Source organism: Pseudomonas sp. McL0111, from assembly GCF_052567255.1.
This window is the reverse complement of the sequence record NZ_CP199585.1, coordinates 5,575,463-5,598,783: the sequence shown is the minus strand read 5'-3', so window position 1 is coordinate 5,598,783 and position 23,321 is coordinate 5,575,463. Positions and strand designations below refer to the sequence as shown.

The window sequence follows — 23,321 nt, the reverse complement described above, 5'->3', positions numbered from 1 at the left end:
TTTGCCTCCCTAGAATGCCCATCCATCGACGGCCGGCCTGTAGGCCCTGTCTGTTCTTTCGAAGGAAGCATGATGAAACTGAAAATTACTGCGTTGCTGCTGACCTCTTTAGTGGTGCTGGCCGGTTGCGACCAGGCCGAAAAGAGTGCCCAACAGTTGATGGGCAAGGCTGCCGAAACCGCCAAGCAAGCCATCGACGACACCCATAAAGCCGCTGAACAAGCGCTCAGCGACGCCACTGGCGGCCTGATCGAGAAAAAACAAGCACCGGAAAAAGAAGCGGAAACAACCGAATCTTCCTCCAAGACCATCTAATCCGTTTTACAAGAGTCAGGACTGACCCATGGAATATCTGTTAGAACTTGCCGCCAGCCCGACCGCATGGGTTGCCTTGGCCACACTGGTGGTGATGGAGATCGTGCTCGGCATCGATAACCTGATCTTTATCTCGATCCTGACCAACAAATTGCCTGAAGAGCACCGGCAGAAGGCCCGCCGTATCGGTATCGGCATGGCGCTGATCCTGCGTCTGGGCTTGCTGAGCACCATCGCCTTCATTGTGCAGTTGACCGCTCCGGTCATCGAAATCATGGGCCATGCGTTCTCGTGGAAGGACATGATCCTGATCGCCGGCGGCCTGTTCCTGTTGTGGAAAGCCACTACCGAGATCCATCACAGCATGGACCCGGCACCGGAAGACCCAACCTCGGTGACTTCCAAAGTGACTCTGGGTTTCGCTGCGGCTATCGGGCAGATCCTGATGCTGGACATGGTGTTCTCGATCGACAGCATCATTACCGCTGTCGGCATGACCGAACACTTGCCGATCATGATCATCGCGGTCGTGGCCTCGGTACTGGTGATGTTGTTTGCGGCTGATCCGCTGGCCAAGTTCATCAACGACAACCCGACGGTGGTGATGCTGGCTCTGGGCTTCCTGATCATGATCGGCATGACGCTGATCGCCGAAGGCTTCGGCGCCCATGTACCGAAAGGTTACGTATATGCCGCCATGGCGTTCTCAGCTGCGATTGAAGTGCTGAACATGATGTCGCGACGGGCCAGGCAGAAAAAGCTGACTGTGTAATCGGCAATAAGCCAAAAGGCCGCCTGAACTCCTCGAGTCCAGGCGGCCTTTTTGTTTGTGTAGCGTTCAGTAATCAGTGCGCGGTCGCGTGACGGCTGTCGTGCTTTTCAGTCTTTTCGACCGCAGCGGGCTGAACTGGATGATGGTGGCGCCGGGCAATACGCAGCACGCCCCACAGCATGGCGCTGGCAACGGCCAGCCAGCCGGCAATCAACATTACGATAGTCATGGTCAGGCTCATCAGTGCCTCCTCTTTGCCCTGCGTCGGGCGCGCACATTCTTCGAATCAGTCCTTTTCAGTGACAGTCTAGTCACTGGGGTGTTTCAGGCTATTGACCAAAGGTCGTTGGTGACCAATCAGTTTGCTCTATGTAGTCGATATGTCTGCGGTTTAAGGCTATACCGCAGCCGGTCCTCGTCCTATGATCATCGCCCAAGCCGGAACACGATGACCGGCGTCTGAATAGAGAGTGATGATGGTGCAGGTAATTTCTCGAATTCGTGCGGCGTTGCTGGTGGCCGGTTGTGCGGCGGTGCTGGTCGGGTGTGCGGGCAGTGTGGCGCCGCAGATTCAGCGTCTGCCGGAGCGGGTCGAGCTCAGCGGCACGTTCTATCGGGGTGACGCCAACCAGAGTGGGCCGCAGGTGCTCGCCAGCCTGTTGGCGCAGCAGGGCATCATGATCACGCCGGGACTCTTGGAAAAGCCGCTGCATTTGCCGGGCGCCGAAGACAAGTTGCAGCAGAATCTGCAAGATCTGGCTCGTGAGTACGGGATGGTGGTGTATCCGCTGGACAGCAATTTGCCGGCGCTGCTGACTCAGGTTGCGGCGGGATATCCGGTGATGGTGCGCTTCAGCGAAGGCTCATTCTGGGGTGAACCGCGTTACGCGATCCTTTCCGGATACGACCGGAAAAAACAGAAAGTGCTGTTGCGCGCCGGAATGAATCGTCGTGAGTTGATGAGTTTCAGTTCCTTTGAATCAGCCTTCGAAAAATCCGGCGGCTGGGCGGTGTTGATCCAGAAGCCGACGCAGATTCCAGCGGCAGTCGACCGCCATCGCTGGCTCAAGGCTGCCGATGAGCTGGCTCAGGCCGGTCAGGAGCGGGAAGCGGCGCAGGCGAAGAAAGCTTTGGAAGCACACTAAGTTTCCGTTCGTCATCTGCCGGGCACTGCCAGGCCCGGCAAGCCTCTTAAGGAAATAGCCCGATTTTGCGGCTGAACCCAGGAGGCGAACATGGCAGATTCCCCATCCCCGAAAGGCCCGCACTCGTCCGAGCATTCCTCGGGCCATGATCTGGGATTCGATCCGGATTCACCGGATCTCGATGATCCTCAAGTCGATCCCGTCGGCCCTGCCAAGGCGCCGAAAGACGTGAAACCGGACGGCGACGATAAAAAGCCGGCCAAGCCCTACGACCCGTTAGCCAATCTGAAACCTTGATGTGAGGTGCGTATGAGTACCGATTCAAGCTTCGATGATCAAAAACCCGAGAGCGTACCGACGACGCCTGAACCTGAGGTCGATCCAGTGCTTGATCCGGACAGTCCGCTGCGCGATCCGCTGGCCCGGCCGAATGTGCTGACGCCGGACCCCGTGCGGGACCCGAACAAGGGGGATGGCATTCCTGATGATGATCAGATGCCGTTGCCGAATGATTGAGATCTCTCAGGTTCAGTGAGATCTCAATGTGGCGAGGGAGCTTGCTCCCTCGCCACATATCCACAGATAGCAGTGAAGCCGTTACTTCGAAGCCTCAACCACGCCAGTCTGGCGATTTTTCAGGTTCTTCTCGGCCTTGTACTGTTGAGCCACCGCCGGAACATTGGCGCTGCGCCCAGTCTCGACCCAGCTGCGAATCCGGCTGGCATCGGCAAAATGCGTGAATTTGCCAAACGCGTCGAGAATCACCAGCGTCACCGGACGATTGCCCATCCGCGTGACTAATACCAGGCAGTGACCGGCAGGATTGGTAAAGCCGGTTTTAGTGATCTTGATATCCCAGTCGGCCTTGTTAACCAAATGATCGGTATTGCGGAAACCCAAGGTGTAATTGGGTTTACGGAACGACACGGTCTTTTCCTTGGTGGTCGTAAGTTCGCTGAGGATTGGATGCTTGCTCGCGGCCACCAGCAGTTTGCTCAGGTCGCGCGCGGTGGAAACGTTGCGCTCCGACAACCCGGTCGGCTCGACATAGTGGGTGTTGGTCATGCCCAGCGCCTTGGCCTTGGCGTTCATCGCCGCGATAAAGGCTGCATAACCGCCCGGGTAGTGGTGCGCGAGGCTGGCAGCTGCACGGTTTTCCGAGGACATCAGGGCGATCAACAGCATCTCGCGACGCGGTAGTTCACTCTTGAGTTTGACTCGGGAGAACACGCCTTTCATTTCTGGCGTGTTGCTGATGTCTACGCTGATCCATTCGTCCATGTTCTGTCGGGCTTCAACCACAACCAGGCCAGTCATCAGTTTGCTGACGGAAGCGATCGGCACGATCACGTCAGGGTTGCTGGAATAAATGACTTTATTGGTCTGCATATCCATGAGCAGGGCGCTGCCGGAGGCGATCTTCAGTTGCGAAGCGTCACGAGGGGCAGCGGTGGTTTCCGCAGCGTTGATCGTTGGCGTGATGAATGTGCCTGAAAATGCAAAAAACAGGCTCAGAATCGAAAGACGAATTTTCACGCGGGCGAACTCATAAAGGTTGGATATTCCGTTATTTGTAACGGGTTATTTCTTTAAAACGTCGCATTCTAGGATTATGGTTGAAGAACTGTCGATGGTTGTTTGAATAGCCTGAAAATCTCGTGAAAAGCCCTGTAAAAAGAGAGGTTTCCGTCGAACGGTTACAGTTTATTCTCAGATACGAAAAACCCCGCACCAGGCGGGGTTCTTCAATGCGGGAAAACTGACTCAGCTGTGCAGGGTTTCCGCTGCATACAGAGTGTTTTCCAGCAGGCAGGCACGGGTCATCGGGCCAACACCGCCCGGAACTGGCGTGATCCAGCCAGCGCGGGGCAGGGCGGTTTCATAAACCACGTCGCCGACCAGTTTGCCGTCGTCCTGACGGTTGATGCCGACGTCGATCACGATCGCGCCTTCCTTGATCCACTCGCCTTTGACCAGGCCCGGCTTGCCGGCGGCCACTACCACCAGATCGGCACGACCGACGTGGCCGGCCAGATCCTTGGTGAAGCGGTGGGTGACGGTTACGGTGCAACCGGCCAGCAGCAGTTCCATCGCCATCGGACGACCAACGATGTTGGAAGCGCCGACGATCACTGCGTCCATGCCATAAAGGTCAACGCCAGTGCTTTCCAGCAAAGCCATGATGCCTTTAGGGGTGCACGGGCGCAGCAGCGGGATACGCTGGGCGAGGCGGCCGACGTTATAAGGGTGGAAACCGTCGACGTCCTTATCCGGACGAATACGCTCCAGCAGTGGCGAGGAATCCAGATGCCCGGGCAGCGGAAGCTGAAGCAGAATGCCGTCGATTGCCGGATCGTCATTCAGGCGATCGATCAGATCGGTCAGCGCTTCTTGCGTGGTTTCGCTAGGCAGGTCGTAGGCTTGAGAGAGGAAGCCGACCTCTTCACAGTCTTTACGCTTGTGCGAGACATAAACCTGAGAGGCAGGATCGCTGCCGACCAGGATCACCGCGAGGCCGGGAGTGCGCAGGCCTTGCTGGCGACGCTCGGCAACTCGTTTGGCGATCTGCTGGCGCAGGCTGGCGGCGATCGATTTGCCGTCGATTAGTTGTGCAGTCATTGCGCGTGATTAACCATCGAGAGGTGAAAAAAAGAGAACGCATTCTCGCATGTCGGGCGGTGAGGGCAAAGGCGCTTGGTCAGCAAATTCCCCTAACTCCTTTAATTAAATGAATTTTTTTCAAAAAGGATTTGACGACCTTCGGGGCGCTCTATACTATTCGTCGCACTTGTCGGGCACAGCCTAGCACTGGTTAAGAAGGTTGAGCGGGATTACGATTCTGCGAGACTGGAAAGCACTTAGTTTGTAGTCCTTTAAGAGTACAGATTAACAAGGCGCCCGTAGCTCAGCTGGATAGAGCATCCGCCTTCTAAGCGGATGGTCGCAGGTTCGAGTCCTGCCGGGTGCGCCATTAGGCAGCTTTGGCACAAGTAACGCGATATGGTGGGCGTAGCTCAGTTGGTAGAGCACGGGATTGTGACTCCCGTTGTCGTGGGTTCGATCCCCATCGTCCACCCCATATTTCGAAAAGCGTCAGATCTAACAGTCTGACGCTTTTGTTTTAAAGAGCTTCATCCGCGGATGTGGTGGAATTGGTAGACACACTGGATTTAGGTTCCAGCGCCGCGAGGCGTAAGAGTTCGAGTCTCTTCATCCGCACCAAACAAGCTTCATTCATGCCTTTGGCTTGAGCGGAGTTCGACAAAGAAGTTAATTGGCTTTTTTGTTACGCAATATGGTGGGCGTAGCTCAGTTGGTAGAGCACGGGATTGTGACTCCCGTTGTCGTGGGTTCGATCCCCATCGTCCACCCCATATTTCGAAAGGCGCCAGATTTAACAGTCTGGCGCCTTTTTTGTTTTAGCGGTTTCGAAACTCGGTAATAGCCGGTTTTGGGTCGCGGGGCAGGGCGTTTCGTCGTATTCATGTTTCTCGATGATGCCGCGCTGCCCGTCGGTCCTGCTTGCAGGATTGGCCGTCAGGGAGATGATTGCAGTGTCTTCTATATATAGAAGAGGTTGGCGCAGAGCCCTGGCGTGATTGTCTGTATTCGTCTTCGGGGTGAAGTGCACTCGTGCATTCGCACCTATAAATTGCCTGCTGCGTTTTTACCCGTTTTCAGTAGGGTGACTTCTTGAGTTTGACCCACTAGAATGCATGCCCTTGATTCTGGGGTCGGAAACGGCCGGCTAACGTCTGTGCAACGAGGAATATCCATGCAAGTTTCTGTTGAAAATACTACTGCTCTTGAGCGCCGCATGAGCGTCACCGTGCCGGCTGAGCGCATTGAGAGCCAGGTCAACAAGCGTCTGCAGCAGACTGCCCAAAAGGCCAAGATTGCTGGCTTCCGTCCAGGCAAAGTGCCAATGAGCGAAATCAAGCGCCGTTTCGGTGCTGATGCGCGCCAGGAAGCTGTAGGCGACGTGATCCAGTCCTCCTTCTACGAAGCTGTGGTTGAGCAGAAGCTGAACCCGGCTGGTTCGCCTTCGATCGAGCCTAAGTCGCTCGAAGCTGGCAAGGACCTGGAGTATGTAGCCGTATTCGAAGTGTTCCCTGAGTTCACCGTTGCCGGCTTCGACGGCATCACTGTCGAGCGCCTGAGCGCCGAAGTGGCTGACGCTGATCTGGACAAAATGCTGGACGTGCTGCGCAAGCAGAACACCCGTTTTGAAGTGACCGAGCGTGCCGCTCAGAACGACGACCAGCTGAACATCGATTTCGTTGGCAAGGTTGACGGCGAAGTGTTCGCTGGCGGTTCCGCCAAGGGTACTCAACTGGTTATCGGTTCCGGCCGCATGATCCCTGGCTTCGAAGAAGGCCTGGTTGGCGCTAAAGCCGGCGAAGAGCGCGTTCTGAACCTGACCTTCCCTGAGGACTATCAGAACCTGGACCTGGCTGGCAAAACCGCCGAGTTCACCGTGACTGTCAACACCGTTTCCGAGCCAAAACTGCCAGAGCTGAACGAAGAGTTCTTCGCTCAATTCGGCATCAAGGAAAGCGGCATCGACGGCTTCCGCACCGAAGTTCGCAAGAACATGGAGCGTGAACTGCGTCAGGCGATCAAATCCAAGGTAAAAAATCAGGTTATGGACGGTCTGCTGGCCACCAACCCGATCGAAGTGCCCAAGGCTCTGCTGTCCAGCGAAGTTGACCGTCTGCGCGTGCAGGCTGTTCAGCAATTCGGTGGCAACATCAAGCCTGATCAACTGCCGGCCGAGCTGTTCGAAGAGCAAGCCAAGCGCCGCGTTGTGCTGGGTCTGATCGTTGCTGAAGTGGTCAAGCAATTCGACCTCAAGCCTGACGACGCTCGCGTTCGCGAAATGATTCAGGAAATGGCTTCGGCTTACCAAGAGCCTGAGCAGGTTGTGTCCTGGTACTACAAGAACGAGCAGCAACTGAACGAAGTGCGTTCGGTTGTGCTTGAAGAACAAGTTGTGGATACTGTTCTGCAGAAAGCCAGTGTGACCGACAAGTCGGTCTCTTACGAAGAAGCAGTCAAGCCGGTAGAAGCTCCACAAGCCGACTGATCGTTTCTGCGTTAGACGTACACACCATAAGCCAGCTTTCGAGCTGGCTTATGCGTATTCAAGACATAACTATTTGGGAGTGACTGCAGAGCATGTTCCGTAATTCGTATATTCAGCAGAACTCTGATATCCAGGCCGCAGGCGGCCTGGTCCCGATGGTTGTCGAGCAGTCTGCTCGTGGCGAGCGCGCTTACGACATTTACTCGCGCCTGCTCAAGGAGCGTGTGATCTTTCTGGTTGGTCCGGTAGAGGACTACATGGCCAACCTGATCTGTGCGCAACTGCTGTTCCTTGAAGCGGAAAACCCGGACAAGGACATCCATCTCTATATCAACTCCCCGGGCGGTTCGGTGACAGCGGGCATGTCGATCTACGACACCATGCAGTTCATCAAACCCAACGTATCGACTACCTGTATCGGTCAAGCGTGCAGCATGGGTGCATTCCTGCTGACGGCCGGTGCTCCCGGCAAGCGTTTCTGCCTGCCGAACTCGCGTGTGATGATTCACCAGCCACTGGGCGGTTTCCAGGGCCAGGCTTCGGATATCGAAATCCATGCCAAGGAAATCCTCTTCATCCGCGAGCGTCTCAACACGCTGATGGCCAAGCATAGCGGGCGCACCCTCGAAGAAATCGAGCGTGATACCAACCGCGATAACTTCATGAGTGCAGAAGCCGCACGCGAGTACGGCCTGATCGATGAAGTGATCACCCAGCGCCCAGCTTAAAATAAGCAGCTCAAAATAGGCTTGGTCGGCTCGTCTGATCAGCGGCGGGCTTGAAAAAGCCCGCAATAGCCTTCATCTTGTGTTGCAAGCCTATCGGATTTGGATCGAACGAATGACTGACACCCGCAACGGCGAGGACAACGGCAAGCTGCTCTATTGCTCCTTCTGTGGCAAAAGCCAGCATGAAGTGCGCAAATTGATTGCCGGCCCCTCGGTCTTTATCTGCGACGAGTGCGTCGACCTGTGCAATGACATCATCCGCGAGGAGGTGCAGGAAGCACAGGCCGAGAGCAGCGCGCATAAATTGCCTTCGCCTAAAGAAATCAGCGGCATCCTTGATCAGTATGTAATTGGTCAGGAGCGTGCGAAAAAGGTTCTGGCCGTAGCGGTATACAACCACTACAAGCGCCTGAACCAGCGTGACAAAAAGAATGACGACGTCGAACTCGGCAAGAGCAACATCTTGCTGATCGGCCCGACAGGCTCGGGTAAAACCCTGCTTGCCGAAACACTGGCCCGCTTGCTGAACGTTCCGTTCACCATCGCTGACGCAACCACCCTCACCGAGGCGGGTTACGTAGGTGAAGATGTCGAGAACATCATTCAGAAGCTGCTGCAGAAGTGCGATTACGACGTAGAGAAGGCCCAGATGGGTATTGTCTACATCGATGAGATCGACAAGATTTCGCGCAAGTCCGACAACCCGTCGATCACCCGGGACGTTTCCGGTGAAGGCGTGCAGCAGGCCTTGCTCAAGTTGATCGAAGGCACGGTCGCTTCCGTTCCGCCGCAAGGTGGCCGCAAGCATCCGCAGCAGGAATTCCTGCAGGTCGACACCCGTAACATCCTGTTCATCTGCGGTGGTGCGTTCTCTGGTCTGGAAAAGGTTATTCAAAACCGTTCCACCAAAGGCGGCATCGGCTTCAACGCAGAAGTGCGCAGCAAGGAAGAAGGCAAGAAGGTTGGTGAGTCCCTGCGTGAAGTCGAGCCTGACGATCTGGTCAAGTTCGGTCTGATCCCGGAATTCGTCGGTCGTCTGCCGGTCCTCGCGACGCTGGACGAGCTTGACGAGGCTGCGTTGATGCAGATCCTCACCGAGCCGAAAAATGCTCTGACCAAACAGTATGCCAAGCTGTTCGAGATGGAAGGCGTTGATCTGGAGTTCCGTACAGATGCGCTGAAATCGGTCGCCAAGCGTGCCCTGGAACGTAAAACCGGTGCCCGTGGCCTGCGCTCGATTCTCGAAGGTGTGCTGCTCGACACGATGTACGAAATCCCCTCGCAGTCCGAGGTGAGCAAAGTCGTGATCGATGAAAGTGTTATCGAAGGCAAGTCCAAGCCACTGTATATCTACGAAAACAGTGAGCCGACTGCCAAGGCAGCGCCGGACGCTTAAGCGTCCAGCCTGCTGGAATAAAGAAGGGGCCTTCGGGCCCCTTTTTTATTAACGCGTTTTAACATCCGCTTTGCGCTTGTTTTTTTTCAAGGCAGCCCCCATCTTGGTTTCAAGCTTACTTCCATCTGTTTACGGCCATATGGCCGCCGTAGAGGCGAAATCATGAAGACAACCATCGAATTGCCTCTCCTGCCATTGCGTGATGTCGTGGTTTATCCGCACATGGTTATCCCGCTGTTCGTGGGGCGCGAGAAATCCATCGAAGCCCTCGAGGCAGCGATGACGGGCGACAAGCAAATCCTGTTGCTGGCCCAGAGAAACCCGGCTGATGATGATCCCGGTGAAGATGCGCTGTATCGCGTCGGTACGATCGCCACTGTTCTGCAGCTGCTGAAGCTGCCTGACGGCACCGTCAAGGTTCTGGTCGAAGGCGAGCAGCGGGGCGCCGTGGAGCGCTTCAGCGAAGTCGACGGCCACTGCCGTGCCGAAGTCTCGCTGATCGACGAAGTTGATGCCCCCGACCGCGAGTCGGAAGTCTTCGTGCGCAGCCTGCTGTCGCAGTTCGAACAATATGTACAGCTGGGCAAGAAAGTCCCGGCTGAAGTCCTGTCGTCGCTCAACAGCATCGAAGAGCCGGGTCGTCTGGTAGACACCATGGCCGCGCACATGGCGCTGAAGATCGAGCAGAAGCAGGAAATCCTCGAAATCATCGATTTGTCGGCCCGCGTCGAGCACGTGCTCGCTCTGCTGGATGCCGAAATCGATCTGCTGCAAGTTGAAAAACGCATTCGCGGCCGTGTCAAAAAGCAGATGGAGCGCAGCCAGCGCGAGTACTACCTGAATGAGCAGATGAAGGCCATTCAGAAGGAGCTGGGCGACGGTGACGAAGGTCACAATGAAATCGAAGAGCTGAAAAAGCGCATCGATGCTGCCGGCCTGCCGAAAGACGCACTGACCAAAGCGACTGCCGAGCTGAACAAGCTCAAGCAGATGTCGCCGATGTCCGCTGAGGCCACCGTGGTGCGCTCGTACATCGACTGGCTGGTGCAAGTGCCGTGGAAAGCACAGAGCAAGGTTCGCCTTGATCTGGCGCGTGCAGAAGACATTCTCGATGCCGATCACTACGGTCTCGAAGAGGTCAAGGAACGCATCCTTGAGTACCTCGCTGTGCAAAAACGCGTGAAGAAAATCCGTGGCCCGGTGTTGTGCCTGGTCGGTCCTCCTGGCGTGGGTAAAACCTCGCTGGCTGAGTCGATTGCCCATGCCACCAACCGTAAATTCGTGCGCATGGCCCTTGGCGGCGTGCGTGATGAAGCGGAAATTCGTGGTCACCGCCGGACCTACATCGGTTCGATGCCGGGAAGATTGATTCAAAAGATGACAAAGGTGGGTGTCCGCAACCCGCTGTTCCTGCTCGATGAAATCGACAAAATGGGCAGCGACATGCGTGGCGATCCGGCGTCGGCGTTGCTGGAAGTGCTCGATCCTGAGCAAAACCACAACTTCAACGATCACTATCTGGAAGTCGATTACGACCTGTCCGATGTGATGTTCCTGTGCACCTCGAACTCGATGAACATCCCGCCGGCGCTGCTCGACCGGATGGAAGTCATCCGTCTGCCGGGCTACACCGAAGACGAGAAGATCAACATCGCCGTTAAATACCTGTCGCCAAAGCAGATTCAGGCCAATGGCTTGAAGAAGGGCGAGCTGGAATTCGACGCTGAAGCGATCCGCGACATCATTCGTTATTACACCCGTGAAGCCGGTGTGCGTGGCCTTGAGCGGCAGATTGCCAAGGTCTGCCGCAAAGCAGTCAAAGAGCATGCGCTGGAAAAACGTTTCTCGGTGAAAGTGACAGCTGAACTGCTGGAGCATTTCCTCGGTGTGCGTAAATTCCGCTACGGTCTGGCCGAGCAACAGGATCAGATCGGTCAGGTCACCGGCCTTGCCTGGACTCAGGTTGGCGGTGAATTGCTGACCATCGAAGCCGCTGTCGTACCGGGTAAAGGTCAACTGATCAAGACCGGTTCCCTCGGTGACGTAATGGTCGAATCGATCACTGCTGCGCTCACCGTAGTGCGGAGCCGGGCGAAGAGCCTGGGCATTCCTCTGGACTTCCATGAGAAGCGCGACACGCACATCCACATGCCGGAAGGGGCGACCCCGAAAGACGGGCCTAGCGCTGGTGTAGGCATGTGCACGGCACTGGTCTCGGCATTGACCGGCATTCCGGTGCGCGCCGATGTCGCCATGACCGGCGAAATCACCCTGCGTGGTCAGGTGCTGGCGATTGGTGGCTTGAAGGAAAAACTGCTCGCGGCACACCGCGGCGGAATCAAGACTGTGATTATTCCTGAAGAGAACGTACGTGATCTGAAGGAGATTCCGGACAACATCAAGCAGGATCTGCAGATTAAACCGGTTAAATGGATTGACGAGGTCCTGCAAATTGCGCTGCAATACGCGCCGGAGCCCTTGCCGGATGTGGCTCCGGAGATAGTTGCCAAGGACGAAAAACGCGAGTCTGACTCTAAGGAAAGAATTAGCACGCATTAATACGTTTTTGCCTGGGTGGCTTCCTTGACAGCTTTTTAGAGCCCTTGTTATAAAGCGGCTCTTAAGTGTCTGTAGGCCATTCAGCACTCGTTTTTGCTTTCACCAAAAAACTTAGAATCAACTCAAAATAGATATAAGGGGACTTAGAGTGAACAAGTCGGAACTGATTGATGCTATCGCTGCATCCGCTGATATCCCGAAAGCTGCTGCTGGCCGTGCGCTGGACGCTGTAATCGAATCCGTCACTGGCGCTCTCAAGGCTGGCGACTCCGTTGTTCTGGTTGGTTTCGGTACGTTCTCCGTAACTGATCGCCCAGCTCGCGTTGGTCGTAACCCACAGACCGGCAAGACGCTGCAGATCGCTGCTGCTAAAAAACCAGGTTTCAAAGCCGGTAAAGCACTAAAAGAAGCGGTCAACTAAGTTCGTTTCAGGTTTTTACCTATCCGGGTCGGGGTCATCCCTGACTTGGCAGCGGAGCGGTAGAGCAGGTAGCTGGATCAGTTGCCTGTAACGCCGGGATCGAGGGTTCGAGCCCTGTCCGCTCCGCCAGTTACGAGAAGGCGCATCCTCGGATGCGCCTTTCTTCTATCCGGATTCTACCCACGCTCCACGGTTGCCTAATTTTTGAAGTTCAACCGTTTCTGGGGGACGCATGCTGCAGAATATCAGGGACAATTCACAAGGCTGGATTGCCAAGACCATTATCGGAGTCATCGTTGCACTGATGGCTCTGACCGGTTTCGACGCCATTTTCAAGGCCACCACGCATTCCAACGATGCGGCCAAGGTCAATGGTGAAGAAATCAGCCAGAACGAGCTGAGCCAGGCCGTTGACATGCAACGCCGTCAGCTGATGCAACAGCTGGGCAAGGACTTCGATGCTTCCTTGCTTGACGAAAAAATGCTCCGTGAATCGGCCCTCAAAGGTCTGATCGATCGCAAGCTGCTGCTGCAGGGCGCCGAACAATCGAAGTTCGCTTTCTCCGAAGGCGCATTGGACCAAGTGATCCTGCAGACACCTGAATTCCAGGTGGACGGCAAGTTCAGTTCCGATCGCTTTGACCAGGTGATCCGTCAACTGGGCTACTCGCGCATGCAGTTCCGCCAGATGCTGGCTCAGGAAATGCTGATCGGCCAACTGCGCGCCGGTGTTGCCGGTAGCGGTTTTGTGACCGACGCTGAAGTGTTGGCCTTTGCCCGTCTGGAAAAACAGACCCGCGATTTCGCTTCGCTGACCGTCAAGGCTGACCCGGCGGCGGTCAAACTGACCGACGATGAGGTCAAGGCTTACTACGACGAGCACGCCAAGGAATTCATGACCCCGGATCAGGTGGTCATCGATTACCTCGAACTGAAGAAGGCTTCGTTCTTCGACCAGGTCTCCGTCAAGGACGAAGACTTGCAGGCGGCGTATCAGAAAGAGATCGCCAACCTGTCCGAGCAACGTCGTGCCGCGCACATCCTGATCGAAGTGAACGACAAGACCACCGAAGCTCAGGCCAAGGCGAAGATCGAAGAAGTCCAGGCGCGTCTGGCCAAGGGCGAGAAATTCGAAGCGCTGGCCAAAGAGTTCTCGCAGGACCCGGGTTCGGCCAACAATGGCGGTGACCTTGGTTATGCAGGCCCTGGCGTCTACGACCCAGCCTTCGAAAAAGCTTTGTACTCGCTGAATAAAGATCAGGTTTCCGAGCCGGTTCGCACCGATTTTGGTTTCCACCTGATCAAGCTGCTGGGTGTTGAAGCGCCGGAAGTGCCGACGCTGGCCAGCCTGAAAGACAAGCTGACCCGCGAGCTGAAAGCCGCGCAGGTCGAGCAGCGTTTCGTTGAGGCGACCAAGCAACTGGAAGACGCCTCGTTCGAAGCTTCTGACCTGGTGCAACCAGCCTCGGATCTGAAGCTGACGGTGCACACTTCCAAGCCGTTCGGCCGTGAAGGTGGCGAAGGCATTGCGGCCAACCGTGCCGTGGTGACTGCTGCGTTCAGCCCGGAAGTGCTGGAAGAAAACGCCAACAGCACCGCCATCGAGCTGGACCCGGAAACCGTGGTCGTGCTGCGCGCCAAGGAACACCTGAAGCCTGCGCAACTGCCGCTGGAAAGCGTGGCTACCGCCATTCGCACCCAGTTGGCTAAAGAGCACGCCAGCGCTGCCGCGAAGACCAAGGCCGATCAACTGATCGCCAGCCTGCGCGATGGCAAGACTGCACTGGACAAGCCAGTTGACGGTCAGAGCTGGAAAGTCGTCCAGGCGGCCACCCGCGCTCAGGAAGGGGTTGACCCAACCGTGCTGCAGGCGCTGTTCCGCATGCCGAAACCGGCTGCCAAGGACAAACCGACCTTCAGCAGCGTAACTCTGCCGGACGGCAGCCTGATGATCGTGCGCCTGAACAGCGTCAACGAAGCGGCTGCACCGACCGACGAAGAGAAGGCTCAGTACCGTCGCTTCCTCGCGTCCCGTGAAGGTCAGCAAGACTTCGCGGCGTTCCGCAAGCAACTGGAAACCCAGGCTGACATCAAGCGTTACTGATGTCTGACTGAGCGGCAAGACAAGAGCCCTGGCCTAACCGCCGGGGCTTTTTTATGTTCGATAGTGGCCAAATGACAGAGTTTTCATCGATCATGCATCGATTCGACTTTTTCCCGTCGTTGATGGTCGATACAGTTGTAACTGTCTTATGACACTAATCCATGCGCCGTCGGGGCGTGATCTGTTGCACAATACGCCCCGGACTGTTTTCCCTCAGGATGTTTAATGTTGATTTCAACTCCCATGCGTGTCGTTGGGTTGGCGCTGTTGTTGACCGCTGTTGCCGGCTGCTCGAAGGACAAGCCTCTCTATGAGCATGAGAACTTCGACGACTCCGGTACGTTTTCGCGCAATTACCCGGTGACCGACACCGCGAGTTGCGAAGCGGCCCGTCGTGCGTTGCTCAGTCAGGGCTACATCATTACCAGCAGCGACCCGAAACTGGTCAGCGGCCACAAAAGCTTCCAGCAAACGGGTGAGTCGCATCTGGAGATCAGCTTCAACATCGTCTGTGCCGAAGATGGCAGCGCCGGGCATCACGCCACGGTGTTCGCCAACGCCTTGCAGGATCGTTATGCGCTGAAGAAGACCAACAACTCGGCCAGTCTGGGTGTTGGCGTGCTGGGCTCGGTGTCGATGCCAATTGGCTCGTCGGACGACTCGATGGTCAAGGTTGCCAGTGAAACCGTGAACTCGCAGAAGTTCTACGAGCGTTTCTTTGCGTTGGTCGAACAGTTCTTGCCGGCGGATACCAAGAAAAAGGCGCACATCGAAGAGCAGCCGAAACCTGATCTGGGTGTGCCTGAACCGAAGGCCAATCCAACGCCGGCAGTGCCAGCAGCGGAGCCGGTTCCGGCGCCAGTACCTGCGCCGTTGGCTGCACCGGTTGAAGCTGCACCGGTGAGTTCCGAGCCGGTGACACCGCCAGCGGAAGCAGCGCCGATCACCCCGGAGCCGAGCGCAGAACCTGCGCCTGCCACGGAAACAATCACGCCGCCAGCCAACCCGCCGAACCTGGCACCGCCATCCGAGCCGATTCCGGCGATGCCTGCTTCCGGCCAGTAACTTCGCAACGCTGCCCCTGTGGGAGCGAGCCTGCTCGCGAAAGCGTCATCTCAGTCAACATTTGTATTGGCTGGCACGACGCCTTCGCGAGCAAGCTCGCTCCCACAGTTGTTTCTGCCCGCCTTCAAATTTCGTTACATTCGTCTGACAAAAATCCTGCGATAAATTCCTGACCACCTGCTACGTTTTATTTCATGAAGGACGCGTTTCATTTTTCCTTCACACGGGCACTTTATGCTCGGGGCACGGGTCGATTGATCAGGCCACTTTCAAGCGAGCAGCAGGGGGATTACACGATGGATGACTATCAAGAAGAACTGCTCGAATACCAAGCTTACGAGCTGGATTCGCCAGAACCCGCGGAAGACGCCACCGAGTTGTAAGCGTCAGGCGGTTTTGCGGTGACTGCGGCGGAACTCGCCCGGTGTCTGGCCGTTCCAGCGCTTGAAGGCGCGCTGGAAAGCTTCGGCCGAGGCAAAACCCAGTAGATAAGCGATTTCGCCGAACGCCAGTTCGGTATCGCGAATGTAGGTCATCGCCAGATCACGGCGAGTGTCATTGAGGATCGCGCGAAACTGCGTGCCTTCCTCGGCCAGTTTGCGCCGCAAAGTCCAGGTTGGCAGTTTCAAGCGTGCCGCCACTTCTTCCAGATCCGGTTCCCGACCACCATTGAGTAGCGGCCCGAGCAATTGGGTGATGCGTTCGCGCAGGCTGCGGGTGCGGGTCAATTGTTCCAGTTCCCGCTCACACAATTGCAGCAGATGCCGCCAAGTGCTTGGGCAGTGTTCCGGATTGCGCCGGGCGAGGCTGGCGAGGCTCAGGCGCAATTGATTCTGCTCCGCGCCGAACTGGATGGGACAGTCACCGAGTACGGTGTAAGCCTCGCGGTAGTCCGGGGCGTCGAACTCGATTTCAATGCGTTCAGCGCGCAGTGGTTCGTGGCTCAGGCTGGATAGCTGATGCAACCACCCGGCAATGATCGAATCCACCACGAAGCGGTTGTAGGCGTTGTAAGGGCTGATCGAATAGAAGCGCAGCCAGGCCCCGTTGGCATCCTCGTGAAAACTCGCCTGGCCGCGATAGTTGGAGCCGTATAGCGGTTCAAAACGGATCAGGCAGCGAGCTGCTTCGCGAACGGTGGGTGCTTGCGCAGCGGTGACGCCGGCCAGCCCGGCCTGACTCAAGCGGCTGAGCTGACCCATGCGCAAACCCAGCGCCGGGTCGCCGGTCAATTGAATCGCAGCATGCCCAAGGCGCATGTAACGCGGAATCGACAATCGCGCACCGGCCTCGGCCAGGCGTGCGGCGTCCAGACCGTATTGCTCCAGCAGCGGTTGCGGGTCGGAATCATGACTGCGCACGGCATCTGCAAGGCTATGGACGAAACCGACCGACAAATCCCCGAGGCGCATCGGCAGCGGCTTCATTGCTTACAACCAGACATTCAGCAAGCGTGCGCCACGGGCCTCGCCATCGGCGAATTGCTGGCCGTTGCTGCTGAGGAAGCTTTGCCCCGCGCTCGACTTGTCCCAGAGCTGGCCACGCAGGAACACACTCATTCCGGCAATCGCCCGGCTGCTGGGCGGTTGCGCAATCAGCGTCAGTCTATGCCAAGCCTGACCTTCGCTGACTTCACCGGGTTTAAGGCTGACCGAACCCGGGGTGCTCGAACCCTTGTAGCCGCGCCACGGTTTATCCCACGCATCATGACCGCTCACGTACGCCGGCACCGCGATAATTTGCGCGCCTTGCTCGTCGAGCTTGCGGTAGTTGTCCGGATACCAGCTGTCGCTGCCGATCAACACGCCCAGACGCCCGGCCGGGGTGTCGACGACGTTGATCGACTGTTTGTCTTCTGCGTCGATCACATCACGCAGATCGAAGATCGGGTGCATCTGCCGCTGCGGTTGGCCGAGCGGCACGCCGTCACTGCCGAAGACCACGCTGCTGTTGAACAGGGGGCCGCTACCGGGTTTGAGCTGGCCATCGCGGATACTCGGTTCGGGCAGCACGATCGAACCGGCGACCAGGGTTACATGGAATTCCTTGGCCAGACCGCCAAACAGCGCTTGATAGTCCTTGGCCATGGCTTTGGATTTCATCCGCAGATGCGCGTCATTGAGGCGGTCGCTGCCCTTGGCGTTGAGCCAGGCGCGGGCAAACAGCAACGGATTGCTCGCCGCCAGCCAGTTCATTGCTTCAGTGAAGGTGGCGGCTTGATACAGCTCGTCTTTCTCGCCGCTGATCATCAGCCAGGTACCGACATTCTCCGGCAGCACCACGACGGTCTTGTCGTTGAGCAGCCCCTGATTCTGCGCTTGCTGCAAATAAGCCGCGAGCTTGCGGTGCAAACGGTCGGGGCTTTGGTAGTCGGTGGGAAACAATTCCGGCTGGATGCCAAGAAGATTGCCGCGATCGGCTGGAGTGCCTTGATCGACCGCCAGTTTGATGCGCAGGTCCGACAGATAATGCCCCGCGGGCCGGTCTGCCGCCCACATGGCGTAGGTGGTGAGGACGGCGACAAGGGCCATGGAAAAAGTCAGGTATAAAAGTTTGCGCATGAAAACCAACAACAACCGGGTACAGAGTGTGATGCCTAGGGTAGGGCCCATGCCCGCACTTGCCAAGGGGCGCTGCGCATTTTGATCATTAACTTGTCAGTTACGGTCATTGAGTGACAGCGGTGCGACTCTTAGTCTGTCGAACATGCCTGACGGGAGACGAAGAGCTCCTGCAACTTTTCCGTGATTGCTCGTTGTGGAGTTACCGATGACCGCCGCTCATTACCCGCACCTGTTGGCCCCGCTGGACCTGGGATTCACCACGCTGCGCAACCGCACCCTGATGGGCTCGATGCACACTGGCCTGGAAGAGAAGCCGGGCGGCTTTGAGCGCATGGCCGCGTACTTCGCCGAGCGTGCGCGCGGCGGTGTAGGCCTGATGGTGACTGGCGGTATCGGCCCGAACGACGAGGGCGGCGTTTATTCCGGTGCGGCCAAACTGACCACCGAAGAAGAAGCGCTCAAACATCAGATCGTGACCCGTGCGGTACACGAGGCGGGCGGCAAGATCTGCATGCAGATCCTTCACGCCGGCCGTTATGCCTACAGCCCGAAGCAGGTCGCGCCAAGTGCGATTCAGGCGCCGATCAACCCGTTCAAGCCAAAAGAGCTGGACGAGGAAGGCATCGAGAAGCAGATCAGCGATTTCGTCACCTGTTCAGTTCTGGCGCAAACCGCCGAATACGACGGCGTGGAAATCATGGGCTCGGAAGGTTATTTCATTAACCAGTTCCTCGCCGCGCACACCAACCATCGCACCGACCGTTGGGGTGGCCGCTACGAAAACCGCATGCGTCTGCCGGTGGAAATCGTTCGCCGCGTGCGCGAAGCGGTCGGCCCGAATTTCATCATCATCTTCCGCCTGTCGATGCTCGATCTGGTCGAGGGTGGTAGCACCTGGAATGAAATCGTGACCTTGGCCAAAGCCATTGAGCAGGCTGGCGCAACCATCATCAACACCGGCATCGGCTGGCACGAGGCGCGGATTCCGACCATCGCCACCAAAGTGCCGCGTGCGGCATTCAGCAAGGTCACGGCCAAGCTGCGCGGTTCGGTGAGCATTCCGCTGATCACCACCAACCGCATCAACACGCCGGAAATTGCCGAGCAGATTCTGGCTGAAGGCGATGCCGACATGGTCTCGATGGCGCGGCCGTTCCTCGCTGATCCGGACTTCGTCAACAAGGCTGCCGAAGGCCGCGCCGACGAAATCAACACCTGCATCGGTTGCAACCAGGCCTGTCTGGACCACACCTTTGGCGGCAAACTCACCAGTTGCCTGGTCAACCCGCGCGCCTGCCACGAAACCGAACTCAACTATCTGCCAGTCAAGCAGATCAAGAAAATCGCCGTGGTGGGTGCCGGTCCTGCCGGGTTGTCCGCCGCGACCGTGGCCGCCGAGCGTGGGCATCAAGTGACATTGTTTGATTCGGCCAGTGAAATCGGCGGGCAGTTCAACATCGCCAAGCGTGTGCCTGGCAAGGAAGAGTTTTTCGAAACCCTGCGCTACTTCAAACGCAAGTTGCAGACCACTAACGTCGAGGTGTGCCTGAACACCCGCGTCGACGTGGCGAAGCTGGTTGAAGGCGGTTACGACGAAGTCATCCTCGCTACCGGCATCGCACCACGTACCCCGGCGATTCCGGGTGTCGAGAACGCCAAGGTACTGAGCTATCTGGACGTGATCCTCGAACGCAAACCAGTGGGCAAGCGCGTAGCGGTGATCGGCGCCGGCGGTATCGGTTTCGACGTATCGGAATTCCTCGTCCATGAAGGCGTGGCCACCAGTCAGGATCGCGCCGCGTTCTGGAAAGAGTGGGGCATCGACACCAACCTTGAGGCGCGCGGTGGTGTGGCTGGAATCAAAGCCGCGCCGCATGCGCCGGCCCGTGAAGTGTTCCTGTTGCAGCGCAAGAAAACCAAGGTCGGCGACGGTCTGGGCAAAACCACTGGCTGGATTCACCGTACCGGTTTGAAGAACAAGCAGGTGCAGATGCTCAACAGCGTTGAATACCTGAAGATCGACGACGAAGGCCTGCACATCCGCATCGGCGAAACCGGCGAGCCGCAGTTGCTGGCGGTGGACAACATCGTTATCTGCGCCGGCCAGGACCCGCTGCGTGAGTTGCATGACGGTCTGGTCGAAGCAGGGCAGAGCGTACACCTGATCGGCGGCGCCGATGTGGCGGCCGAACTGGATGCCAAGCGTGCGATCAACCAGGGTTCGCGTCTGGCGGCTGAACTCTAAGGTTGCAGGTTTAGCGTGCCAATGGCCATCGCGAGCAGGCTCGCTCCCACAGGTTTTGTATCGATCAAATCCAATGTGGGAGCGAGCCTGCTCGCGATGGCTGCTTATGAGCGACTAGAATGCCCGCTCTATCTGAGCTCACCTGGCATCCATGCTTTATCCTTCAGCAAACTGGCTATCCCAAGCCCCCCTCGAACCGCTTCAGCTGGACTGGCTCGCCGCCGCCGGCATTGAAGTCGCGATCCTGCGTCTGGACCAGATCGACCCGCTGATCAGCGGCAACAAGTGGTTCAAACTCGTCGAACACCTCAAAGCCGCCGACCTTGCGGGGGCCGAAGGCATCATCAGTCTCGGCGGTGCGCACTCCAATCATCTGCATGCACTCGCGGCTGCGGGCAAGCGTCTGGGATTCAAAACCGTAGGGCTGTTGCGCGGACATCCGCAGGAAACCCCGACCGTGAAGGATTTGCAGGCGTTCGGCATGCAACTGCACTGGCTGGGTTTCGCCGGGTATCGGGCGCGGCATGAGCCGGACTTCTGGTTGCCGTGGCGCGAGCAATATCCGACGTTGCATGCAGTGCCGGAGGGCGGCGGCGGGTTGCTCGGGGCGCTTGGATGCGTGGCGTTGAAGGCACAGGTCAACGCGCAATTGGCCGGATTGGGCTGGAACGATTATCACGGTTGGTGGCTGGCCTGCGGCACCGGGACGACACTCGCGGGACTGGTACTGGCGGAGGCGGGTGAACATCCGGTCTATGGCGCACTGGCGGTGCCCGATGATCACGGCGTGGCGCCGCAGGTCGAGGCGATTGTTCATGAGGCGGGTTTGCAGGGGCGGGCGTACGAGCTGATCGACGCCAGCCGTGGAGGTTTTGCCAAGGTTGATCCGCTGTTGCTTGAGTTCATCGATCAGGCCGAACAGGCCAGTGGCATTCCCCTGGAGCCGCTGTATACCGGCAAGGCGCTGCTGGCGCTCAGGCAGCAGATCGAAAGCGGCAGGTTCCCCGCAGGCACACGCCTGATCTTCGTGCACACCGGCGGCCTGCAGGGCCGCCGAGGCTTTCTCTGAAACCTTGTGGCGAGGGGATTTATCCCCGTTGGACTGCGCAGCAGTCCCATACCCTGCGCACGCGATAATTCAGGCTGAATGCAAGCGTAGAGCTGGGGCCGCTTCGCTGCCCAACGGGGATAAATCCCCTCGCCACAGGAAATCCCTTCACCTCAGGTAACCACGTAGCGGCAAGGTCAGCGTTCAGCGCGCTTGGGCATCATCCGCAGCAACGTGTTATCCCTCACCACGTAATGATGATAAATCCCCGCCAGCGCATGCAGCCCTATCAGCCAGTAACCGATCGTGCCGACGAGCACATGCCAGTGCTCGACCTGCTTGGCGAAAGCCTTGTCTTCATTGACCAGCAGCGGCAGATCAAAGCCATAGAACATCACCTGATGCCCCTCGGCGCTGGTAATCAGCCAGCCGAGTATCGGCATGCTGATCATGAATAGGTACAACGCCCAGTGCATCAGCCGCGCCAGGATAGTTTGCCATTGCGGCGAAGCCGGGAAGATCTTCGGCGCCGGGCCAATGCTGCGCGCCAGCAGGCGAAACCACACCAGCACGAACACGGTCAGGCCGAGCATGTAGTGCACTTCGCGGATCAGCGAGCGGCCGCCGCTGCCCTTGGGAAAAATACCGCGTAATTCCATGCTGGCATACACCAGCACCAACAACACCAGCATCAGCCAGTGCAGCAGGACCGACACGGTGCTGTAACGTGATTCGGAACTTGTCCACGGCATACGGTGTTTCCTCAGCTATCAGGGTCGACATGTGCCGTTCTTGTGCGACGGCATGCTTTAACTGTAATCCGCTTTGGCGGATTTGCCTGATGCTGATCGGTCTTTCAATGCGCTGAGTCAGGGGTTTGCCAAAAAAAACGCCAGTGTCGGGCAGACACTGGCGTTTTTGTTTGCAGCAACAGGCTGGATCAGCTCGATTGCGGCATTTCTCCCTTGGCCAGACGCTTGTTGATGTCGGCGATCACTTCCGGCAGGTCGGTGATGGTGTCGATCATGTAGTGCGGGCGCGAACTTTCGAACAGGGCGTGGATGCGCTTGCGTTCGCTGGCCAGTGTATCGCTGCTCAGGGCGCGGAAACCCTCGTAATCCAGACCCAGCGCGTTGCCGGAGCAGATCAGCGCGACCGTCCACATTCCGGCGCGGCGACCTTCCAGAATGCCGGGCACGGTGTCATCGATCTTCACGCAGGCGGCGACGTCATCGATGCCCAGCGCAATCACATTGGCCAGCGCCTGAGCCGGCCATGGTCGGCCGTTCGGCACTTCGTCGGTGGCGACCACGTGGTCGGCGACGTAACCGTTGGTGGCGGCCAGTTCGACGACTTTGTCCATGACCTGTTTCGGATAGCCGGAGCAGGAGCCGATCTTGATCCCTTGCTGGCGCAGGTTGGCGATGGTGTCCAGTGCGCCGGGAATCAGTGCCGAATGCTCGGCGATCTTCTCGATCTGCAGCGGCATGAAGCGGTTATAGATAGCGGTGACGTCATCGTCAGTCGGAGTGCGGCCGAACACTTTGCGATAACGCTCGGCAACCTGCGGCTGATCGCACAGGGTGCGGATGTGGTCCCACTTGCCCATGCCCATCGGGCCACGGGCCTCGTCGATGGAAACCTGAACGTCGAACTCGCCGAAGGCTTCGACAAAAATCTGAGTCGGTGCGAAAGAACCGAAATCGACCACGGTACCGGCCCAGTCGAGGATGGCGGCTTGCAGCTTGGTTGGGTTGGTGTAGTTCATGGCAATAAGAATCCTATGTTGGCAACACGGTTCAATGTGGGAGTGAGCCTGCTCGCGATGGCGGTGTGTCAGTCGACATTCATGGTGGATGACAGATAGCAATCG

Annotated in this window: 22 protein-coding genes and 4 tRNA genes; 19 read left to right on the top strand and 7 right to left on the bottom strand. The window is 57.6% G+C overall.

What is annotated here, in order from left to right; all coding sequences use genetic code 11:
* Positions 1 to 72: 72 nt before the first annotated feature.
* Together ACTWLJ_RS25395 and ACTWLJ_RS25390 are read left to right on the top strand one after the other, a co-directional pair.
* Positions 73 to 315: a hypothetical protein gene (locus ACTWLJ_RS25395; RefSeq protein WP_445178949.1), complete on the top strand. Its 243-nt coding sequence runs from the start codon at positions 73 to 75 to the stop codon at positions 313 to 315.
* A gap of 28 nt (positions 316 to 343) precedes the next feature.
* The gene (locus ACTWLJ_RS25390; protein ID WP_401218276.1) at positions 344 to 1,087 is read left to right on the top strand and encodes a TerC family protein; all 744 of its coding nucleotides are present in this window, start codon (positions 344 to 346) and stop codon (positions 1,085 to 1,087) included.
* Positions 1,088 to 1,160: 73 nt separating this feature from the next.
* Here the strand turns inward: ACTWLJ_RS25390 and ACTWLJ_RS25385 are convergent, their stop codons facing one another.
* Positions 1,161 to 1,328, bottom strand: a complete 168-nt coding sequence (locus ACTWLJ_RS25385) for a hypothetical protein (protein ID WP_401218279.1) — start codon at positions 1,326 to 1,328, stop codon at positions 1,161 to 1,163.
* Between the two features lie 235 nt (positions 1,329 to 1,563).
* Here ACTWLJ_RS25385 and ACTWLJ_RS25380 point away from each other — a divergent pair, with 235 nt between their 5' ends.
* The 3 genes from ACTWLJ_RS25380 (at position 1,564) to ACTWLJ_RS25370 (ending at position 2,748) form a co-directional block, all read left to right on the top strand.
* Positions 1,564 to 2,232, top strand: coding sequence for a peptidase C39 family protein (locus ACTWLJ_RS25380; protein ID WP_445181414.1), 669 nt, complete (start codon positions 1,564 to 1,566; stop codon positions 2,230 to 2,232).
* Positions 2,233 to 2,322: 90 nt separating this feature from the next.
* The gene (locus ACTWLJ_RS25375; RefSeq protein WP_445178948.1) at positions 2,323 to 2,529 is read left to right on the top strand and encodes a DUF6021 family protein; all 207 of its coding nucleotides are present in this window, start codon (positions 2,323 to 2,325) and stop codon (positions 2,527 to 2,529) included.
* Between the two features lie 12 nt (positions 2,530 to 2,541).
* Positions 2,542 to 2,748, top strand: coding sequence for a hypothetical protein (locus tag ACTWLJ_RS25370; RefSeq protein ID WP_445178947.1), 207 nt, complete (start codon positions 2,542 to 2,544; stop codon positions 2,746 to 2,748).
* 81 nt (positions 2,749 to 2,829) lie between these two features.
* Here the strand turns inward: ACTWLJ_RS25370 and pbpG are convergent, their stop codons facing one another.
* Both pbpG and folD read right to left on the bottom strand, forming a co-directional pair.
* Positions 2,830 to 3,768 carry a D-alanyl-D-alanine endopeptidase gene (gene pbpG, locus ACTWLJ_RS25365; RefSeq protein WP_445178946.1) on the bottom strand — a complete coding sequence of 313 codons (939 nt, stop codon included), beginning with the start codon at positions 3,766 to 3,768 and terminating at the stop codon, positions 2,830 to 2,832.
* A 228-nt stretch (positions 3,769 to 3,996) separates the two neighbouring features.
* On the bottom strand, positions 3,997 to 4,851 hold the full coding sequence (gene folD / locus ACTWLJ_RS25360) for a bifunctional methylenetetrahydrofolate dehydrogenase/methenyltetrahydrofolate cyclohydrolase FolD (RefSeq protein ID WP_445178945.1): 855 nt from the start codon (positions 4,849 to 4,851) through the stop codon (positions 3,997 to 3,999).
* A gap of 275 nt (positions 4,852 to 5,126) precedes the next feature.
* Between folD and ACTWLJ_RS25355 the strand changes: the two genes are divergently transcribed.
* From ACTWLJ_RS25355 to ACTWLJ_RS25300, 12 genes are all read left to right on the top strand, one after another.
* Positions 5,127 to 5,203: transfer RNA gene (locus ACTWLJ_RS25355), tRNA-Arg, on the top strand.
* A gap of 32 nt (positions 5,204 to 5,235) precedes the next feature.
* Positions 5,236 to 5,311: transfer RNA gene (locus tag ACTWLJ_RS25350), tRNA-His, on the top strand.
* Positions 5,312 to 5,369: 58 nt separating this feature from the next.
* Positions 5,370 to 5,454, top strand: a tRNA-Leu gene (locus ACTWLJ_RS25345).
* Between the two features lie 76 nt (positions 5,455 to 5,530).
* Positions 5,531 to 5,606 (top strand) — tRNA-His (locus ACTWLJ_RS25340).
* 401 nt (positions 5,607 to 6,007) lie between these two features.
* Complete coding sequence (gene tig, locus ACTWLJ_RS25335; RefSeq protein WP_445178944.1) at positions 6,008 to 7,318, top strand: trigger factor; 1,311 nt, start codon at positions 6,008 to 6,010, stop codon at positions 7,316 to 7,318.
* A 92-nt stretch (positions 7,319 to 7,410) separates the two neighbouring features.
* Entirely contained in the window at positions 7,411 to 8,046 is a 636-nt protein-coding gene (gene clpP, locus ACTWLJ_RS25330) for an ATP-dependent Clp endopeptidase proteolytic subunit ClpP (RefSeq protein ID WP_017339698.1), read from the top strand.
* A 112-nt stretch (positions 8,047 to 8,158) separates the two neighbouring features.
* Positions 8,159 to 9,442, top strand: coding sequence for an ATP-dependent Clp protease ATP-binding subunit ClpX (gene clpX, locus ACTWLJ_RS25325; RefSeq protein WP_008048848.1), 1,284 nt, complete (start codon positions 8,159 to 8,161; stop codon positions 9,440 to 9,442).
* A 162-nt stretch (positions 9,443 to 9,604) separates the two neighbouring features.
* Entirely contained in the window at positions 9,605 to 12,001 is a 2,397-nt protein-coding gene (gene lon / locus ACTWLJ_RS25320) for an endopeptidase La (protein ID WP_401215555.1), read from the top strand.
* A 148-nt stretch (positions 12,002 to 12,149) separates the two neighbouring features.
* Entirely contained in the window at positions 12,150 to 12,422 is a 273-nt protein-coding gene (locus tag ACTWLJ_RS25315; protein ID WP_008077714.1) for an HU family DNA-binding protein, read from the top strand.
* A 232-nt stretch (positions 12,423 to 12,654) separates the two neighbouring features.
* The gene (locus tag ACTWLJ_RS25310; protein WP_401215556.1) at positions 12,655 to 14,526 is read left to right on the top strand and encodes a SurA N-terminal domain-containing protein; all 1,872 of its coding nucleotides are present in this window, start codon (positions 12,655 to 12,657) and stop codon (positions 14,524 to 14,526) included.
* A 225-nt stretch (positions 14,527 to 14,751) separates the two neighbouring features.
* Entirely contained in the window at positions 14,752 to 15,591 is an 840-nt protein-coding gene (locus tag ACTWLJ_RS25305) for a DUF2242 domain-containing protein (RefSeq protein WP_445178943.1), read from the top strand.
* A gap of 194 nt (positions 15,592 to 15,785) precedes the next feature.
* On the top strand, positions 15,786 to 15,974 hold the full coding sequence (locus ACTWLJ_RS25300; RefSeq protein ID WP_401215560.1) for a hypothetical protein: 189 nt from the start codon (positions 15,786 to 15,788) through the stop codon (positions 15,972 to 15,974).
* A gap of 3 nt (positions 15,975 to 15,977) precedes the next feature.
* On the opposite strand, the gene ACTWLJ_RS25295 is transcribed toward ACTWLJ_RS25300, so the two are convergent.
* Both ACTWLJ_RS25295 and ACTWLJ_RS25290 read right to left on the bottom strand, forming a co-directional pair.
* On the bottom strand, positions 15,978 to 17,018 hold the full coding sequence (locus tag ACTWLJ_RS25295) for an AraC family transcriptional regulator (protein WP_445178942.1): 1,041 nt from the start codon (positions 17,016 to 17,018) through the stop codon (positions 15,978 to 15,980).
* Between the two features lie 3 nt (positions 17,019 to 17,021).
* Entirely contained in the window at positions 17,022 to 18,152 is a 1,131-nt protein-coding gene (locus ACTWLJ_RS25290) for a carbon-nitrogen hydrolase family protein (protein WP_445178941.1), read from the bottom strand.
* A gap of 208 nt (positions 18,153 to 18,360) precedes the next feature.
* Between ACTWLJ_RS25290 and ACTWLJ_RS25285 the strand changes: the two genes are divergently transcribed.
* Entirely contained in the window at positions 18,361 to 20,400 is a 2,040-nt protein-coding gene (locus tag ACTWLJ_RS25285; RefSeq protein ID WP_445178940.1) for an oxidoreductase, read from the top strand.
* A 151-nt stretch (positions 20,401 to 20,551) separates the two neighbouring features.
* Positions 20,552 to 21,469: a 1-aminocyclopropane-1-carboxylate deaminase/D-cysteine desulfhydrase gene (locus ACTWLJ_RS25280; RefSeq protein ID WP_445178939.1), complete on the top strand. Its 918-nt coding sequence runs from the start codon at positions 20,552 to 20,554 to the stop codon at positions 21,467 to 21,469.
* Between the two features lie 176 nt (positions 21,470 to 21,645).
* Here ACTWLJ_RS25280 and ACTWLJ_RS25275 read toward each other — a convergent pair whose 3' ends face one another.
* Positions 21,646 to 22,200 (bottom strand): cytochrome b, encoded by a 555-nt coding sequence (locus ACTWLJ_RS25275; protein ID WP_401215570.1) that lies wholly within the window; start codon positions 22,198 to 22,200, stop codon positions 21,646 to 21,648.
* Positions 22,201 to 22,388: 188 nt separating this feature from the next.
* Positions 22,389 to 23,216, bottom strand: a complete 828-nt coding sequence (gene phnX, locus ACTWLJ_RS25270; protein WP_445178938.1) for a phosphonoacetaldehyde hydrolase — start codon at positions 23,214 to 23,216, stop codon at positions 22,389 to 22,391.
* Positions 23,217 to 23,321 lie beyond the last annotated feature (105 nt).